The following is a 16,400-nucleotide window of genomic DNA, read 5'->3' on the forward strand; positions in this document are numbered from 1 at the left end:
CTAAAGCGGATGCTTTATACCCGCTGGACCGGCCTTGCTGTCTTCGCGCCGCTTGATTAGGGAAAATACCGTGCCGCAACGTCTGCTGGAAATTAACTCCCCGCTTATCTGGCACTGGCCGCATTTCCTGGAAATGGCGGCGGTGATGGAAAAATACCGCTTCACCGGCCTGGTGATTCACCAGCAAAATATCCTGGCGCTGCTGGCCCCGCCCCCGGCCCATTACCAGGGCGCGGATAAAGCCAATCTGCAGCACGAATGGGAAGGCGCGTTGCTCTACCTGCGGCGCGTGAGCGCCTATTGCCGGGCGCGGCGGCTGACGGTGTGGCTGCAGGGCGAGGCCTTTCCGCAGGACGGCCGCATCGAGCATAAATTTCCCGAACTGTCCCTGGCGGACGACGCCGGCCAGGGGGAAAAATTCCTGTATTATTTTTATACCGACGTGGTCAGCGCGTCGCTTGCGCAACTGCCGCTGTTTGACGGACTGATCCTCAGCCTGCAAACGCCGGCGTTTAATGAAACGCAGTGGCACGCGCCGCTGCAATCCCTTCACCTGCAGCTGCGGCGGCAAAATAAAAAACTGGTGCTGCGTGATTACACCGATGACAGCTGGCCCCGCCGGCAACTGCAGCAAACGCTGGCGCGGCTGCCGCCCGATGTGCGCGCTTCGCTGAAGGCCACGGCGGTGGACTATCGCCCCGGCTTTGCCAATAATCCGGCCATCGGCGCTTTTGAACAGCGCAAAATATGGCTTGATATTGATTTGTGGGGCATTGATTACGGCTGGACCCTGCTGCCCTGCCTGCTGATTGATGAAATCCAGGGCCGGCTGGGATGGGTGCAAGCGGTGGTTGGCGAGCGGCTGGAGGCCGTTAGCGTGCGTATCAGCTGGGAATGGGTCAACAACGGCTCGCTCCTGGACTCGGTCAATGAAAGCAATCTTTATGGCCTGGCGCGCATGATAAGCGGCGCGCCGCCGGTCGCCGCGGCCACGTTGTTCGACGACTGGCTCGAGACCCGCGGGGTGCGCCCGCCGGACAGCCTCCAGCGCCAGAAACTGCGGCAGCTGTTTTTTACCAGCTATGACTGGATGTGCAAGGCGCCTTATCTGCTGGGGCGGATAATGCATCGCCACAGCCAGATCCCGCAGGATATGGATGACGCGCTGCGGCTGATCCACTCCGACGCCCGCGGCGCCAACTGGAGCCAGTCTTTCCAGCCGCTGTTTCCGGCTGACGATAACGCCGCGGGCCTGGCGCAGCGGGAGCTTAGCCGTCTTGAACGGCAGCAGGCGGAGTTCCTGGCCCGTCATCTGCGGCATATGGCACAGGCGCTTTTGCAGGAAGCCGCTTTGCCGGCCGCCTGGACACGTGACCTGGCGGCGGCCTGGGAACGGGCGGACTGGTATTCGCGCCTGTTCGGCCACGTCCGGCAACTGATCGAGCTGCACTGGTTTATCCATCAATACGGCTGCAGCCGCGCGCTGCGCGCCGAGCTGGATGATGCCGTCGCCGCCGCGGAGCGCTGCGCGGAAAAAACCGATCGCTGGCTTGACGAGAGCGCCGATGCCCATCCCTTTTACCTCCGCATGATGATGAATCCGGCCCGGCTGTATGCCCTGGCGCATCCGGGGCGTTGATATTGCCCCGACGTGAAGAGGCTAAACGCCTGGCGGGATAAAACCTACCGGCATAATGTCGCCGCCGGCCCGTGCGCCAGGATAAATGGGAAAAATGTGAGGGAGTTCATAAAGTGTTGTGCGTAAATGTGACGACAATCACGCGCGGCGGCGGCAGCAAGGTGATGTCGGCCCGTTAACAGGGGATAAAGCGTGCGCTGGATCACAACCACGCTAACGGCGCGGAAACCCGGTCCGTGCCGGCAGAGGCGGTAGCTCCCCGTCGTTGCGCGCCGCGCCGGCGGCGGCAAGAAAGGTCGCGCGTCCTCAGGGCCGCGCCGCAGGGGGACTAAGCCGCCAGCCGCTATCCGCCCAGGTAAATACCATCGGCACCGGCGAAGGCGGGTAGTCGTCATCGGCAAGCAAATGTACCGAGAGCGTCGTGTCGCGATCCGTTAACCGGTTGGTGGCATACAGGATGCGCAGATTGACATCGGCGTCGCGGGGCAGGCGGCGATCGTTGCGTTCCCACTGGGTAATAAAGGCTATTTCCACGCCCAGTTCATGGCCGAGCGACTGGCGGGATAAATTCATCTCATGACGCAGGAAACGCATTTCAGACGACACCAGGGGACCGCGGCGGTTAATTAACTCCAGGGCGATTAAACGATGCAAATCCGCCCCATCCTGAATGGCGGTAGATGTTCTTGTTCCAGTATCTTTATGCTTATAACCGTTAGTTAGCCAGACATTTGATAGTCCACAATCTATATATCGAAACATAAATTTTCCTTGTAATAGAGCATCCTGGTTACTTATGACTTATAAACAAAGATAGTTCTCTTGGCAATACCCGGATAATTCATTGATACATGGCATTTAATAGAAAAGGGATGATATAAAAATAATTTTTTAAATTCAGTGAGCGCTGGGGAAGTATTGTCATTAAAGGGGATAAAGAACCCAAAAACGGCGGTCGCGGTTGTTGCCAATGGGAGGGTATTGTAATTATTTTCATTAATTAAATTATAATTACCTCATAAGCTAATTTGTGCCGGGCCGGACGCCGCGCGATGACCGGCGCTTTGCGTGACGGCAACGAGGTTTTTGCCGGCGCCGGGATGCCATAATCTAAAATAAAACGGCATTTCATTTTATTGAATAGTGATGCCGGTTTCTTTATCATAACGCCAGGCGGTCAGGTCGCCCGGCTGGCCGCCAAGCGAAGACCGCAGGACATCAAGGCATTCTCGCCTCATCCTTTTCACTGACTACGGATAACGCTTTTATGAAAATCGCACTGATTAACGAAAACAGCCAGGCTGCTAAAAATGAGCTTATCGCCGCCACCCTGACCAAGGTGGTCGAGCCGCTGGGTCACCAGGTGTTTAACTACGGCATGTATTCCGCCGACGATAAGGCGACGCTGACCTACGTTCAGAACGGCATCCTGGCCGCGATATTGCTGAACTCCGGCGCGGCGGATTATGTCGTGACGGGCTGCGGAACCGGCGCCGGCGCCATGCTGGCCTGCAATTCCTTCCCGGGCGTGATCTGCGGCCTGGCCATTGATCCCGCCGACGGCTATATGTTTGCCCAGATTAACGACGGCAATGCCATCTCCCTGCCGTTTGCCAAGGGATTCGGCTGGGGCGCGGAGCTGAACCTGCAGTATATTTTCGAAAAATTGTTTGAAACCGCCGGCGGCCAGGGGTATCCCAAGGAGCGCGTGGTGCCGGAACAGCGGAATAAAAAGATCCTGGATGCGGTGAAAGCGGTGAGCTATCGCGATTTGCTGTCCATCCTGGCCGATCTCGATCAGGATTTGCTGAAGGGCGCCGTCGCCGGGGCCAAATTCAAGGAATATTTCTTTGCCAACTGCCGGGATAAAGCCATTGCCGGCTATATCGAAACACTGGTAGCGTAACGACAGCCCGCCCATCCGGGGCGGGCCGCGGGCGAAATCCGCCTGAAAACGCTTATCCAGGCCCGGGACTTGACGACATGCAGATAAAAGAGATTCCCTTCGGCACCACGGATTGGTCGCGCGTGGACCCCACGCGCCATGCCGGCGCGCGCGGGGAAGCCCTCTGGCGTACCTGTCATTTCGGCGATATCCGCGTGCGTATGGTGGAATATTCCGCCGGTTACCTGGCCGATCACTGGTGTGTCAAAGGGCATATCCTGTTATGCCTCACCGGCGAGTTGCATACCGAACTGGCGGACGGGCGTATTTTTACGCTGACGCCGGGCAGCAGTTACCAGGTGGCGGATAATGCGGAAGCGCACCGGTCCTATACCGACCGGGGCGCCACCCTGTTTATCGTCGACTGACGGCGCGGGCCGCGTTATCGCGCGTCAATCAGCGGACCGGTGCTATCCCGATCCACCAGCGTAAAACCGACATCCATAGCCACGGGCGGTGCGCCGTTGGGGTCTTTTAACCGCTCGAGCAAGGCCGCCGCCGCGCGCTGGCCGATATACGCGCCGTCGATTTTAACCGTCGACAGCGCCGGAAAGGTATGGGCGGCAAAATTCATATCGCCGAACCCCATGACCGCGATGTGGCCGGGTATGGCGATCCCCCGGCTGGCGGCCTCGGTCAAGACGCCGTGCGCCAGGGTATCCGAGGTGCACACCAGGATAAGCGGCCGTCGTATCCCGGCGGATGCGGCCTGGGCCGCCGCCGGGCGTTGCAGCAGATGCAGTAGGTTTACCAGGCCTTGCCGCCCCTGTTCCAGAGTGGGCAAACCGTGGAACGTCTGGCGGTCGAGCGGGGCGATGCCCTGCTGGGCCAGCTGGCGGATAAAACTGTTGCTGCGCCGCATGCCGCGCGGGTCGTCTACCTCAATCAGGGCAAAATCGCGGTAGCCCTGCGCCAGCAGGTGCTGCGCTTCACGCTGGCCTATGGTCTCATGGGAAAACCCCACCAGCATATCAATGGGATCGTCGGTCATGTCCCAGGTTTCCACCACCGGGATGCCGGTGGCGCGCAGGCGTTTGCGGCTGACCTCGGTATGGATGGTGCCGGTGAGGATAATGCCGTCGGGGCGGCGGCTGAGCACCACTTCCAGCAGTTCCTGCTCCTGGGCGGCCTGATAGCCGGAAATGCCCAGCAATACCTGGTAATTTGCCTGCGCCAGCCTGGCGGCGATGGCCTGGAAGGTGTCGGCGAATATCGGGTTGGTGAGCATGGGCACGACCACCGCCACCAGGCGCGTGCGATTGGACGCCAGCGAACCAGCGATCTGGTTGCGTACGTAGCCGGTTTCTTCGATCACCCGCAGTACCTTGAGCCGGGTGGCGTCCTTGACCTGATTGGGCTGGTTCATCACTCGGGAGACGGTAATTGGCGCCACGCCGGCGAGTTTAGCCACATCAAAGAGGGTTACGCCGTGGGTGGAGCGCGCGGTGACGGGGCGGGGGTTTTTAGGCTTGGGCATGATATGGCTCGGCAAGGAGAACGCCGACAATGCTACAACGGCGCGGGGATACGAGCAAATCAAAGCGACCCGCCGGGGCGATTATGCCGTGCGGTGTGTCGCGCGCTTTTCTTCCACCCAGGTGCCGATGGACTGCCAGGGGAAAAACACCGATACGCCCAGGCGTTTATTATAGGCTATCACCACGCCCACCACCGCGTCGTCATCGCCGTATACCGGCCCGCCGCTCATGCCCTGGACCACGCCGGAGGTGGAGGCGAAGGCGGGACAGCCGTCGTAATGATCCTGGTAGGAGGCAATGCCGCGCGATGATACCGGCAGCGTGCTCAGCGCCGAATAACCGTACATGCGTACATTTTCACCGGCCACCGCCGGGCGAAAATCCACCCGGCCCTTGCCGGCGCGGATCAGGGCGATATCACAGACCTCGTGGTAGGCCACCACGTCCATTATCATGATTTTGGCCACATGCCTGGCGGTGAGGCTGTAGCCGTCGCCGATGGGAAAGCTGGTGCCGACCGCTCCGGCCAGCGCCGGGATGCCGATAAAACGCATATCGGCTTTAGCGCGGGTGTCTTTATCAAAGCTATATTTTCCGTACGAGCAGCCGGTCAATAAAAATAACGCCGCTAATAGCAGAATGGGGTGTTTTATCATAATTAATCCTGTTGCAATATATATTGATATAAATAATTAAATTTGCTTAATAATTGATATGGTGCTTCTATTTTACAGGTGAAGTAACTCTATTTCTGGCGGGGAAGGATACCGAATCACATCAGGGTGATGGGTAATTAAATCACTATAAAATAATTATCGTTATAATACATTGTTAAGGGCGTGGATGTAATAGGAGTATGGTTTTTTTTTGACGATTATTTATTATGCTTTGATCACTTTTCCTATATCCTCCTTCATCAAATGGGATGTGTTACATTCGCGCGCGGCGAGCGGGTTTATCCGCAGAGGCGCGAGCGGCGGCGTCTGGGGGAGCGGTATTGCCTTATGGGGTATAAGATTAGGTGAAAAAGTGCTTTCACGCGGTGGTGATTTATGGTTATAACAGTACAACTGTCATATACAGTCGGTAGGGTAGCGTTTCAGGGTTAACCGGCCCTGGAAGGTCAGGCTTCTTGTCCACAGCCAGGAGAATCGAGATGATTGTCGATCGTTTAAAGCGTCTGTTTGTCACCCAGCCTGAAGAGCCGGTCAGCGATATGTTTACCGGATCCGAGACGGACGCCCTGTTTAGCGCCATGGGCTGCGAGAATATGCCGGTGTATATCCCGGCCGACGTTTGGCAGCGGGTGAGCGATATGGAATACCGGATCCATTCTGATCACGCGCAGCGGATCTAGCCTGCCGTATTTTCCCTTGCACACGTCTGCGTTGAGTTCAGTGTTGGCGGGCATACCGCGCCATGGGGCCTCGGTCGGGCGGGAACACCACGCCCGATTCGACCCCATTGGCACGCTCTCCCTTTAACTCGTCTGCATTGAGTTCGGTGTTGGCGGGCCTACCGTGCCATGGGGCGCTCGGTCGGGCGGGAAAAGCACGCCCGATTCGACCCCATCGGCACGCTCTCCCTTGAACATGTCTGCTTTGAGATGGGTGTTGGCGGGCATACCGCGCCATGGGGCCTCGGTCGGGCGGGAAAAGCACGCCCGATTCAACCCCATTGGCACGGTCTCCCTTTAACACGTCTGCGTTGAGTTCGGTGTTGGCGGGCCTACCGTGCCATGGGGCGCTCGGTCGGGCGGGAAAAGCACGCCCGATTCAACCCCATTGGCACGGTCTCCCTTTAACACGTCTGCATTGAGTTCGGTGTTGGCGGGCATACCGTGCCATGGGGCGCTCGGTCGGGCGGGAAAAGCACGCCCGATTCGACCCCATTGGCACGGTCTCCCTTTAACACGTCTGCGTTGAGTTCGGTGTTGGCGGGCCTACCGTGCCATGGGGCGCTCGGTCGGGCGGGAAAAGCACGCCCGATTCAACCCCATTGGCACGGTCTCCCTTTAACACGTCTGCATTGAGTTCGGTGTTGGCGGGCATACCGTGCCATGGGGCGCTCGGTCGGGCGGGAAAAGCACGCCCGATTCGACCCCATCGGCACGCTCTCCCTTGAACACGTCTGCGTTGAGTTCGGCGTTGGCGGGCATACCGCGCCATGGGGCCTCGGTCGGGCGGGGAAACCACGCCCGATTCGACCCCATCGGCACGCTCTCCCTTGAACACGTCTGCGTTGAGTTCGGCGTTGGCGGGCATACCGTGCCATGGGGCCTCGGTCGGGCGGAAAAGCACGCCCGATTCAACCCCATTGGCACGCTCGCCCTTGAACACGTCTGCTTTGAGATAAGTGTTGGCGGGAGGCGGTTTCAGGCGCGGTTAGAAAATCGCTTGATACAGTTGTTCAATATCGGCAATCGAGGCGGCGCGGGGATTGCCGCCGGTGCAAACATCCGCGAAGGCCGCTTTGGCCAGTTGCGCGATATCTTCTTTTTTCACGCCCAGATCCCGCAGCGACGCGGGAATGCCCACATCATGACACAGCTGTTTGACCGCATTGATGGCGGCGGCGCGCGCCTGGGCGATATCCATGGTCTTCGCCGCTTCAACGCCCATCGCCACGGCGATATGGCGGAATTTTTCCCCGGTGTGCGCCGCGTTATAGGCCATGATGGTGGGCAGCAGTACCGCGTTCGCCACCCCATGCGGCGTATCATAAAACGCGCCCAGCGGATGTGCCATGCCATGCACCAGCCCAAGGCCGACATTGGAAAATCCCATGCCGGCGACATATTGACCCAGCGCCATATCCTCTACGCCACGCGCGTTGCCTTGTACGGAATCACGCAGGGACCGCGCAATGATTTCTATGGCCTTGAGATGGAACATATCGGTGAGTTCCCACGCCGCGAGGGTGGTATAGCCTTCTATGGCATGGGTCAGGGCGTCAATGCCGGTGGCGGCTTTCAGGCTGGCGGGCATGCTGGCCATCATATCGGGGTCGATAATCGCCACCAGCGGAATATCATGCGGATCAACACAGACAAATTTGCGCCGGTTTTCCCGATCGGTGATAACATAATTGATGGTGACCTCGGCAGCGGTGCCGGCGGTGGTGGGCACCGCCAGGATCGGCACACAGGGTTTTTTGGTGGCCGCGACGCCTTCCAGGCTGCGGACATCGGCAAATTCGGGATTATTGATGATAATGCCGATGGCCTTGCAGGTATCCTGCGGCGACCCGCCGCCAATGGCTATCAGATAATCCGCCCCGGCGGCCTTAAAAGCGGCAACGCCTTTATGGACTATCTCTATGGTGGGGTTCGCCACCACCTCATCATAAATCTGGAAGGGCAGTCCGGCATGTTTAAGGAGATCGGTTACGCGGGTGGCCACTTCAAAGCGGATGAGATCTTTGTCGGTAACCACCAGGGCTTTGTGGTAGCCGCGGGTGCGCGCTTCGTCAATGATATGGGTGATGGCGCCTTTACCGAAATAAGAGGTTTGATTAAGGATCATTCTATTAGCCATAATAAATAACCTTTGTTATAGCGGAGGGTAAGTTAATATTTTCACCTGCGGTCGTGGACGACAAGTGTTATTAAATGCTTCACTTCACATTAACGGTGAATTAAAAAAAGCATCAGGAATAATGAAATATTTTTCACCTGGAAATATATTGGCTTTGTTATTAATGCTAAATGCCGGGAGCGAATGTAATTATCCTGTTATTGGCGGGGTGGGGGTGTTCCCGCGCGCGCGCGGCGGCCGGTTTAAGCGGCGGTGGACGCCTGGGCGTTACGATAATTCCGAATATGGCCGTGAAACGGGCTAACCAGCTAATTTCACCGGCTAATTTGCCTCCCCGGCCCCAGCTTATGGCGTGAGTGGCTATAGTTATAAATCAGCTACGGGTTATGCTAAGGCTGACCGTGGCCAGTTTAGCCGGATGGCGTATAAAAATGGAGAGTTAACCTATGATTACACGCTCTTTCAGGTGGGCCTGGAGAAGATTTCTAACCATGGGCATGTCGCTGGGTACCGCGTCAGGCCGGGTTTTTTCAACGGCGCTGGCAAAAAAAAATAAATATAATATCAACGTACGCCAGGGACCGGATGCCTTACTGGGGCAGTTGTACATCGATGTGCAGACGGCAAAATTATTTTCCGATCAGAAGACCTTTGCCGATGCGGTGCCGCGCCGTACCCCGGCGGCCATATTATCCGATTATCAGGCGAAAAAGCGGCGCAAGAACTTCAAATTGCGGACGTTTGTCGAGAAAAATTTTATATTCCCCACCGACCGGGTGAAATATGTGCCGCCTAACGGGCAAACCCTGCGCGAGCATATCACCACCCTGTGGCCGGTGCTGACCCGCAATACCTCCACCGTGAGGCCCTATGATTCGCTGCTGCCGCTGCCGAAGGACTACGTCGTGCCGGGCGGACGCTTTCGCGAAGTCTATTATTGGGACAGTTATTTTACCATGCTCGGCCTGGCCGAATGCGATAAGTGGGAGCTGGTGGTGGATATGACCGATAATTTCTCCCATGAAATCGATACCTATGGGCGCATTCCCAACGGTAACCGCAGTTATTACCTGAGCCGCTCGCAGCCGCCGTTTTTTGCCCTGATGGTGGATTTGCTGGCGAGCAGGGAAGGGGACGGCATCTATCAAAACTATTTGCCGCAGCTGAAAAAAGAATACCAGTACTGGATGGAGGGAGGCGACGCGCTGGAGAACGGCGCCGCCGCCGAACGGGTGGTGCGCATGAAAGACGGCGCGCTGCTAAATCGTTATTGGGACGATCTGGATACGCCGCGCACCGAGTCCTATATGGACGATATCGTGACCGCCAGCGAGGCCACGGATCGCCCGGCGGGGGAAGTATACCGGGACCTGCGGGCTGGGGCGGCATCGGGGTGGGATTTCAGCTCGCGCTGGTTCGATGATCCGCTGGCGCTGTCGTCTATCCGCACGACGTCCATCCTGCCGGTGGATCTGAACGCGCTGCTCTTCCATCTGGAGCAGACGCTCGCCAAGGCCAGCCTGCTGAGCGGCAACCATGATGCCGCCAGCTATTACAGCCAGCGGGCGGAGCGCCGTAAGCAGGCGATTAACCTGCACCTGTGGAACGAGGAGGGCGGGTATTACGCCGACTTCGACTGGCGCCAGGATAAGCTGCGCGATCAGCTGACCGCCGCCATGGTTTTCCCCTTGTATAACAAGGTAGCGCCGCTGGAGCGCGCCACCCGCACCGCCCAGACGATACGCGATCAGCTGCTCAAACAGGGCGGGCTGATTACCACCACCAATGTTTCCGGCCAGCAATGGGACGCGCCGAACGGCTGGGCGCCGCTGCAATGGGTCGCGGTGGAGGGGTTGCGCAATTATGGTCTTGACGAGCTGGCGGAAGATATTGCCACCCGTTTCCTGGGCAACGTGCAGCGGCTGTTCAACAATCAGCATAAGCTGGTGGAGAAATACGTGGTGGAAGGCAGCGGCCTCGGCGGAGGCGGGGGCGGCGAGTATCCGCTGCAGGACGGTTTTGGCTGGACCAACGGCGTCACCCTTAAGCTGCTGGATATGTATAACGACAAGATGCCGGACTATACGGATACCGCCAGCCAGGCTGAGGCCACGCTGGAACCGGCCGCCGCCGTCGGCGCCTGATAACGCCCGGTTCCCTGCAAGCCGGCGGGGAAGGTGGCGCGACCGAAGCGCCGCCTTGGGGTTTTTTCAGATCTGATTGTCCCAGGCCGCCAGTTGTTGAGCTTTCAGCATATCCTCCACCGCCTGGGGCACCACGTTACGGAATTTTCCGTTGTCGGCGGGGACGATTTCAATCATGCGATCAATCATTTCCCGCGCATCGAGATGGCCAAATGGCGATGCCAGCGCCTCGTCGAACTGCGCGCGCAGGTCGGCTCGCCGGGTAATATTGTTTGTGTCGTCGAGCCAGCGGAAGGCCGTATCGGCCATGGTCTCGTTAAAACCGGTATAATAGGCGCCTGGATTGATGGTCTGGACTTTGATGCCGTGCCCGGCCAATTCCTGCTGCATCGCCTCGGCAATGGATTCCAGCGCATGCTTGGTCGAAGCGTAAACGCCCCAATTGGCGGGTGAGAACAGCCCGCTCATCGATGAGGTGAAGACAACCTTTGCGTGCTTGTTCTGCCTGATCCACTTTTTGACGAAGCTTTGCGTCAGCGCGAGCGGAAGAAAAACGTTGACCTCGTAGTTATGGCGAACGAGATCGAGCGGAATTTCGAAAACCGGACCGCCCTCGCCCATGCCTGCATTATTCCAAAGCACGTCGATGTCGAAGCTTTGGGCGTAGGCCATGTCATGCGCGTCGAGGAGATCAAGCTTTTCCACCCGCAGATTGGCTAGTCCCAGAGCCTTGGCTTTTTCGCGCAACGGCGTTACCTGCGGCGAGCATTGCACGGTGGCGATAACCTGGTGGCCGTTGCGCGCCAAGCCGATGGCGGCCGCTTCGCCGAAACCGGAGCCGGCGCCGGTAATAAGAATGGTCTTGTACATATTATGAGGTCCTTACTTTGCAGGTGGTTAGGGTTGTGACGCTTGTCTGACGCGCGCCGAGATGGCGTTTTTGGGCAATGCTGAAATAAAGGTTCTGATCAATGCGGCGATTTCCCCGGGCGATTCCAGGGGGGATAGATGTCCGGTGCCCGCCAGCACGCGCATCCTGGCCTGGGGGATACGCGGTAGCAGTTCCGTCTCGAGCGTGGAGACGCTGTCGACCCGATCGCATTCACCCGCAATGACCAGGACCGGCACCGTAATCGCGCTTACCGCGGCCGAAATGTCCTCTTGGCTGGAGTGGCGCGGCCAGGCGATTTTTGCCGCCGCGCCGCCGCGCAGACTGTCTTCGATAACCTGACGCCGCTGGCCTTCGGTGAGAGGCTTTGCCGTAAGCACCTGGTCGATGGTGGCGGCAACCGAGGCCGCGGACGCGTACGCCGCCTCCATGCCGACGAGCATCTCGGGCGGCAACCCGAGCGGCGTGGGTGGCGAAGGAGCGACCAGCACCAGCCCGGCCAGTCCCTCCGGCTGGCGCGACGCGATCAATTGAGCGATCTTACCGCCCATGGAGTGCCCAACCAGCACGAAATCCGACAAACCACGCGCCCTGATCACCCGTTCAACGTCATCGGCGAAATCGGCCAGCGCATAATCCTCCCGCGGCGCATCCGACAAACCCCAACCGCGCAAATCGACGGCGAGAGTGCGCCAGGCGTTTGCCAGGGCGGCGATGACGTGGCGCCAGGTTCGGGACGACCCGCCCCAATAATGCAGGAAGATAAGCGTCGGGTCGCTTTTGCCCTGTTCCTCGACATGGATATAGATCTCCCCGTTTACGGCTGTCATGGCCTCTCCCGTCTGGATGTTCAAGAAAGCGTTTTGCCCGCATACGTACCGGTTTGACGTAGGGCGTGGTCATCCTTAGTGAAATCTGCTAATATCCAACATCTGTCACTTTTTGTAAATCTAACATATGTCTGATTTTGATGCAAGTCCCCCCAAGGAAAAACGAACGCGCCGTCCCGTGCAGGAACGGTCGCTGGAACGCATGACCCGGGTCATCGAGGCGGCGGAGCGCATGCTCGAGCAACTGGGCCCGGAAAAAACCTCGATCCCCGCCCTTGCTGCCCTGGCGGAAGTACCTAGGGCCAGCATCTATCCCTTCTTTCCTGATAAGTACGCACTGTTCGCGCATATCTCGCAGATCCATATGCGCCGCCTTGCCGACGCCATCGCGGATTCGGACGCCGCCCGCGCCCGTACGCTTAGCGCGTGGGTGCGCAGAGTGATAGATATTTGCGTGGAGTATTACAACGCCCATCCGGTGGCGAGCGTGCTGTTGCTGAATGGTTCTTTTAGCGATACCGACCGTGCCGCCCATGCCGTCAAGAACGCATCAATCGGACGCTTGTTGCGCGACACGGCCGCGCGCTTGGGCGAACTGCCGGCATTGCCGGCGTCGCCCGACGTTGCGACCCTCGCCGTTGAAATTGGCTTCGCTTGCCTGAAGTTCGGCTATGTCCAAGACGGCCGCATCAATAACGCGGTGCGAAACGAAGCCCTGCGGGCGGTCATGGCCTATCTGGACCGCTGGCGGGACGACGTTAAGTCCACGGGGAACTGACGGGCAGGGCGGCGGCGGTTCGCCGCCACATCCAGGCGGCGGGCAGGAACCCGGCGGCCTGGATGCCCGCGGAATAAAGGGCGCCGCGCCGCCGTTATTCCCATTGCCGTTAAATAAAATGATGTTTTATTAAAAATAAACTATTTTTTTATATCTTTGACCTCGATCGTTATTCTCTTCGTTTTTCTGCCACTGGACGCAACGTTCTGGCAACCGCAGAAAGGTTTTCATTGTTGGTTGGTTCTATCTTGAACCGCGTTATAACCGGCAGATTCAAGTGTTCTTCAACCTTTGTCTAACCAGATACAATCCTGGACATCACAGCAATGAAAATACGTTCCATAGGTTTACCGCAATACCTGGCTTATGGCTCCGGCGATTTCCTGGGCGCGGGCACCACCGCCCTGACCGCCGCCTGGCTGCTTTATTTCTACACCACGTTTTGCGGCCTCTCGCCCATCGAGGCCACCTTTATCTTTGCCTGCGCCCGGGTGCTGGACGCCGTGGTCAGCCCGCTGATGGGCTACCTGACCGATAACTTCGGCGGCACCTGGCTGGGTAAGCGCTTCGGCCGCCGTAAGTTTTTTATCCTGCTCGGCATTCCCTGCGTGTTCAGCTACTGCCTGATGTGGGTCGGCGGCATGGGCTACGGTTATTACCTGCTGACCTATCTGCTGTTCGACGTGGTCTACACCATGATCCTGGTGCCCTACGAAACCCTGGTGCCGGAAATGACCGACGATTTTAAACAAAAATCCAAGTTCTCCGGCGCGCGCATCGCCCTGGCGCAGCTGTCCGCCATCCTGGCCGCCTTTTTGCCCGGCATCCTGCTGTCGCATTTCGGCAAGGACAACGCCATTTCCTTTTTCTACGCCAGCGTGGTGTTCGCGGTGATCTGCGCGCTGGTGCTGACCCTGGTCTACCTGTTTACCTGGGAGCGGCCGGCGGCGCTGAAATCGGAGGCGGTATTAAAGCTTGAGCGTGAAAAACAGCAGCTGACCCTGGGACAAAGCCTGCGGCGCCTGCATATCGAACTGTCCTCCACGCTGCGCGTGCGCATCTTTCGCCAGCATCTGGGCCTGTACCTCGGCGGCTACATCGCCCAGGACGTGTTCAACGCGGTGTTTACCTATTATGTGGTGTTCGTGCTGATGCAAAGCGCCACCGTGGCCTCCAACCTGATGGGGGTGATGGCGATCCTGCAGTTCGTGGCGGTGATCGGCATGATCCCGCTGTGCATCCGCTTCGGACCGGCGCCGTCCTACCGGCTGGTGGTCACCCTGTTCGGCCTGAGCGCGCTCTCCTACGGCGTGCTGTACTACGCCGGCCTGAGCGACACGTTCTCGCTGCTGCTGCTGGTATCGGCCGTGGCCGGCCTTGGCCGGGGCGGCATCAACTATGTGCCCTGGAATATCTACACCTATATCGCCGATGTGGACGAGGCGATCACCGCCCAGCGGCGCGAGGGCATCTTCGCCGGCATCATGACGCTGACGCGCAAGGCGTCCCAGGCCGGGGCGGTAATGCTGGTGGGGGTGTTCCTGCAGCTGTCGGGGTTCGTTTCCGGGCAGAAAGTGCAGTTGCCGCAGGTAAGCCACGCCATCCTGGCCATCCTGTGCATCGGCACGGTGCTGGTGCTGACCGCGGGTTTCATTATTTCCCTGCGCTTTAAGCTGAACCTGAAAACCCACCGCATCCTGCAGCTGGAAACGCAAAAAATGCGCGCGGCCAATCATCCGCTGCCGCAGCAGATCACGCCGGAGGCACGGGCCACCGTGGAGACGCTGACCGGCATGAAATACGAATCGCTGTGGGGCAATAACAACATCGGCTACCTTAACCGCCATAAAGGCGCGCCGGAAAAAGCCGTACCGCAGGAGCATGCCGTTTAAACGCTGAAAAAGAAAAGCCATAAACAATAATTGGCCGCACCGGCCAAGGGATAAATATGGACGTAACACAGCAATTCACTATTTGAATTTTATTTTAAATTAATTAATTGAGGGTTGGAATAAAATGAAATCTTCTGTTCTGTGGTGGGTTTTACCGTTGGTTTTTATTGCCGGCAACGGCAACGCGGCCGAGATTGTCAATAAAGACGGCAACAAGCTCGATCTGTATGGCAAGGTCGATACGCTGCATATGTTTAGCGATAATCCGGGCATCGATGGCGATCAAACCTATTTCCGTTTTGGCTTTCGCGGCCAGACCGAGATTAATTCGTCCCTGACGGGTTACGGCCAGTGGGAATACCAGGTCAACGCCAACCAGGCGGAAAGCAGCACCAGCACCAGCGTCACCCGCCTCGGGTTCGCCGGCCTGCGCACCCAGCAGTACGGGTCGGTGGATTACGGGCGTAACTTCGGGGTACTGTACGATCTGGGCGCCTGGACCGATGTGATCCCCGAATTTGGCGGCGACGCTTACGGCATTGACAATTTTATGTTTAAACGTACAAGCAACCTGCTGACCTATCGCAATAACGTCCTGATCGACGGCCTGAAGCTCACCGCCCAGTACCAGGGCAAGAACGGCAGCGCCACCGAAACCAATAACGGCCGCGATGCCCTGCGCCAGAACGGCGAAGGCTACGGCGCGGCGCTGATTTATGACTTTGGCGCGGGTATCAGCGCCGGCGCTACGTTTGCCACGTCCGATCGAACCGAGGGACAAAATAACCTGGCCTACGGCCATGGCGATAAAGCCGACGCCTATCGCGGTGCCCTGAAATATGACGCCCACCAGATCTACCTGGCGGCCACCTATACCGAAACCTATAACGCGACGCCGTTCGGCAGCAGCAGCCACAGCGTGTATGGTTTTGCCAACCGGGCCCAGGTGGTGGAACTGTTGGCGCAATATCAATTCACCAACGGCCTGGCGCCGATCGTCAGTTATTTGCAAACCCGCAGTAAGGATATCGAAGGCTATGGTAATCAGGATACGCTGAAATACCTGGCCGTCGGCGGCGCTTATTTCTTCAATAAACGCATGTCCACGGACGTTATCTACAAAGTCAATTTACTGAAAAATAACGACTTCACCAAAAACAGCGGTATCAATACCGACGATGTGCTGGCGGTGGCGCTGATTTATTATTTCTGATTAATCAGTTAGGCGTTGGCCCAAAGCGATGGGCCAACGCCGCGCGCGCCGCGAGT

General features: G+C 58.1%; 15 protein-coding genes. 9 read left to right on the plus strand and 6 right to left on the minus strand.

What is annotated here, in order from left to right:
- The first annotated feature begins 70 nt into the window (after positions 1-70).
- The gene (locus ACL2XN_RS23400) at positions 71-1,639 is read left to right on the plus strand and encodes a hypothetical protein (protein WP_410013816.1); all 1,569 of its coding nucleotides are present in this window, start codon (positions 71-73) and stop codon (positions 1,637-1,639) included.
- Positions 1,640-1,945: 306 nt separating this feature from the next.
- Here ACL2XN_RS23400 and ACL2XN_RS23405 read toward each other — a convergent pair whose 3' ends face one another.
- Positions 1,946-2,293: a helix-turn-helix domain-containing protein gene (locus tag ACL2XN_RS23405; protein ID WP_413727788.1), complete on the minus strand. Its 348-nt coding sequence runs from the start codon at positions 2,291-2,293 to the stop codon at positions 1,946-1,948.
- Between the two features lie 613 nt (positions 2,294-2,906).
- Here ACL2XN_RS23405 and ACL2XN_RS23410 point away from each other — a divergent pair.
- Together ACL2XN_RS23410 and ACL2XN_RS23415 are read left to right on the plus strand one after the other, a co-directional pair.
- Complete coding sequence (locus ACL2XN_RS23410) at positions 2,907-3,545, plus strand: RpiB/LacA/LacB family sugar-phosphate isomerase (RefSeq protein ID WP_410013818.1); 639 nt, start codon at positions 2,907-2,909, stop codon at positions 3,543-3,545.
- 77 nt (positions 3,546-3,622) lie between these two features.
- On the plus strand, positions 3,623-3,952 hold the full coding sequence (locus tag ACL2XN_RS23415; RefSeq protein WP_410013819.1) for a DHCW motif cupin fold protein: 330 nt from the start codon (positions 3,623-3,625) through the stop codon (positions 3,950-3,952).
- 14 nt (positions 3,953-3,966) lie between these two features.
- Here the strand turns inward: ACL2XN_RS23415 and ACL2XN_RS23420 are convergent, their stop codons facing one another.
- A complete protein-coding gene (locus tag ACL2XN_RS23420; RefSeq protein ID WP_410013820.1) occupies positions 3,967-5,061 on the minus strand; it encodes a LacI family DNA-binding transcriptional regulator in 1,095 nt (364 codons plus the stop codon).
- An 81-nt stretch (positions 5,062-5,142) separates the two neighbouring features.
- Positions 5,143-5,718, minus strand: coding sequence for a S1 family peptidase (locus ACL2XN_RS23425; protein ID WP_413729571.1), 576 nt, complete (start codon positions 5,716-5,718; stop codon positions 5,143-5,145).
- Positions 5,719-6,218: 500 nt separating this feature from the next.
- Between ACL2XN_RS23425 and ACL2XN_RS23430 the strand changes: the two genes are divergently transcribed.
- A complete protein-coding gene (locus ACL2XN_RS23430; RefSeq protein ID WP_410013822.1) occupies positions 6,219-6,419 on the plus strand; it encodes a hypothetical protein in 201 nt (66 codons plus the stop codon).
- 1,027 nt (positions 6,420-7,446) lie between these two features.
- On the opposite strand, the gene fucO is transcribed toward ACL2XN_RS23430, so the two are convergent.
- Positions 7,447-8,598 (minus strand): lactaldehyde reductase, encoded by a 1,152-nt coding sequence (fucO, locus tag ACL2XN_RS23435; protein ID WP_413721278.1) that lies wholly within the window; start codon positions 8,596-8,598, stop codon positions 7,447-7,449.
- 64 nt (positions 8,599-8,662) lie between these two features.
- Here fucO and ACL2XN_RS23440 point away from each other — a divergent pair, with 64 nt between their 5' ends.
- Both ACL2XN_RS23440 and treA read left to right on the plus strand, forming a co-directional pair.
- Positions 8,663-8,902: a hypothetical protein gene (locus ACL2XN_RS23440; protein ID WP_413729572.1), complete on the plus strand. Its 240-nt coding sequence runs from the start codon at positions 8,663-8,665 to the stop codon at positions 8,900-8,902.
- A 187-nt stretch (positions 8,903-9,089) separates the two neighbouring features.
- Positions 9,090-10,742: an alpha,alpha-trehalase TreA gene (gene treA, locus ACL2XN_RS23445; RefSeq protein ID WP_410013824.1), complete on the plus strand. Its 1,653-nt coding sequence runs from the start codon at positions 9,090-9,092 to the stop codon at positions 10,740-10,742.
- A 66-nt stretch (positions 10,743-10,808) separates the two neighbouring features.
- On the opposite strand, the gene ACL2XN_RS23450 is transcribed toward treA, so the two are convergent.
- Positions 10,809-11,612 (minus strand): SDR family oxidoreductase, encoded by an 804-nt coding sequence (locus tag ACL2XN_RS23450; protein ID WP_413721277.1) that lies wholly within the window; start codon positions 11,610-11,612, stop codon positions 10,809-10,811.
- Positions 11,613-11,639: 27 nt separating this feature from the next.
- Positions 11,640-12,461: an alpha/beta fold hydrolase gene (locus tag ACL2XN_RS23455; RefSeq protein WP_413729574.1), complete on the minus strand. Its 822-nt coding sequence runs from the start codon at positions 12,459-12,461 to the stop codon at positions 11,640-11,642.
- Between the two features lie 127 nt (positions 12,462-12,588).
- On the opposite strand from ACL2XN_RS23455, the gene ACL2XN_RS23460 reads away from it, so the two are divergent.
- The 3 genes from ACL2XN_RS23460 (at position 12,589) to ompC (ending at position 16,344) form a co-directional block, all read left to right on the plus strand.
- On the plus strand, positions 12,589-13,239 hold the full coding sequence (locus ACL2XN_RS23460; RefSeq protein WP_413721275.1) for a TetR/AcrR family transcriptional regulator: 651 nt from the start codon (positions 12,589-12,591) through the stop codon (positions 13,237-13,239).
- A gap of 326 nt (positions 13,240-13,565) precedes the next feature.
- Positions 13,566-15,131, plus strand: coding sequence for an MFS transporter (locus ACL2XN_RS23465; RefSeq protein ID WP_410013825.1), 1,566 nt, complete (start codon positions 13,566-13,568; stop codon positions 15,129-15,131).
- 124 nt (positions 15,132-15,255) lie between these two features.
- Positions 15,256-16,344 (plus strand): porin OmpC, encoded by a 1,089-nt coding sequence (gene ompC / locus ACL2XN_RS23470; protein ID WP_410013826.1) that lies wholly within the window; start codon positions 15,256-15,258, stop codon positions 16,342-16,344.
- Positions 16,345-16,400 lie beyond the last annotated feature (56 nt).

Origin of the sequence: Sodalis sp. RH22 (assembly GCF_047324165.1) — a bacterium.
Taxonomy (GTDB): Bacteria; Pseudomonadota; Gammaproteobacteria; order Enterobacterales; family Enterobacteriaceae; genus Acerihabitans.

What these genes read in the sequence shown, in the direction of transcription:
- ACL2XN_RS23450 (WP_413721277.1), bottom strand. Translation starts at nt 11,612, where the DNA reads ATGTACAAGACCATTCTTATTACCGGCGCCGGCTCCGGTTTCGGCGAA.
- ACL2XN_RS23430 (WP_410013822.1), top strand. Translation starts at nt 6,219, where the DNA reads ATGATTGTCGATCGTTTAAAGCGTCTGTTTGTCACCCAGCCTGAAGAG.
- ACL2XN_RS23420 (WP_410013820.1), bottom strand. Translation starts at nt 5,061, where the DNA reads ATGCCCAAGCCTAAAAACCCCCGCCCCGTCACCGCGCGCTCCACCCAC.
- ACL2XN_RS23465 (WP_410013825.1), top strand. Translation starts at nt 13,566, where the DNA reads ATGAAAATACGTTCCATAGGTTTACCGCAATACCTGGCTTATGGCTCC.
- ACL2XN_RS23460 (WP_413721275.1), top strand. Translation starts at nt 12,589, where the DNA reads ATGTCTGATTTTGATGCAAGTCCCCCCAAGGAAAAACGAACGCGCCGT.
- ACL2XN_RS23415 (WP_410013819.1), top strand. Translation starts at nt 3,623, where the DNA reads ATGCAGATAAAAGAGATTCCCTTCGGCACCACGGATTGGTCGCGCGTG.
- ACL2XN_RS23410 (WP_410013818.1), top strand. Translation starts at nt 2,907, where the DNA reads ATGAAAATCGCACTGATTAACGAAAACAGCCAGGCTGCTAAAAATGAG.
- fucO (WP_413721278.1), bottom strand. Translation starts at nt 8,598, where the DNA reads ATGGCTAATAGAATGATCCTTAATCAAACCTCTTATTTCGGTAAAGGC.
- ACL2XN_RS23455 (WP_413729574.1), bottom strand. Translation starts at nt 12,461, where the DNA reads ATGACAGCCGTAAACGGGGAGATCTATATCCATGTCGAGGAACAGGGC.
- ompC (WP_410013826.1), top strand. Translation starts at nt 15,256, where the DNA reads ATGAAATCTTCTGTTCTGTGGTGGGTTTTACCGTTGGTTTTTATTGCC.
- ACL2XN_RS23425 (WP_413729571.1), bottom strand. Translation starts at nt 5,718, where the DNA reads ATGATAAAACACCCCATTCTGCTATTAGCGGCGTTATTTTTATTGACC.
- treA (WP_410013824.1), top strand. Translation starts at nt 9,090, where the DNA reads ATGGGCATGTCGCTGGGTACCGCGTCAGGCCGGGTTTTTTCAACGGCG.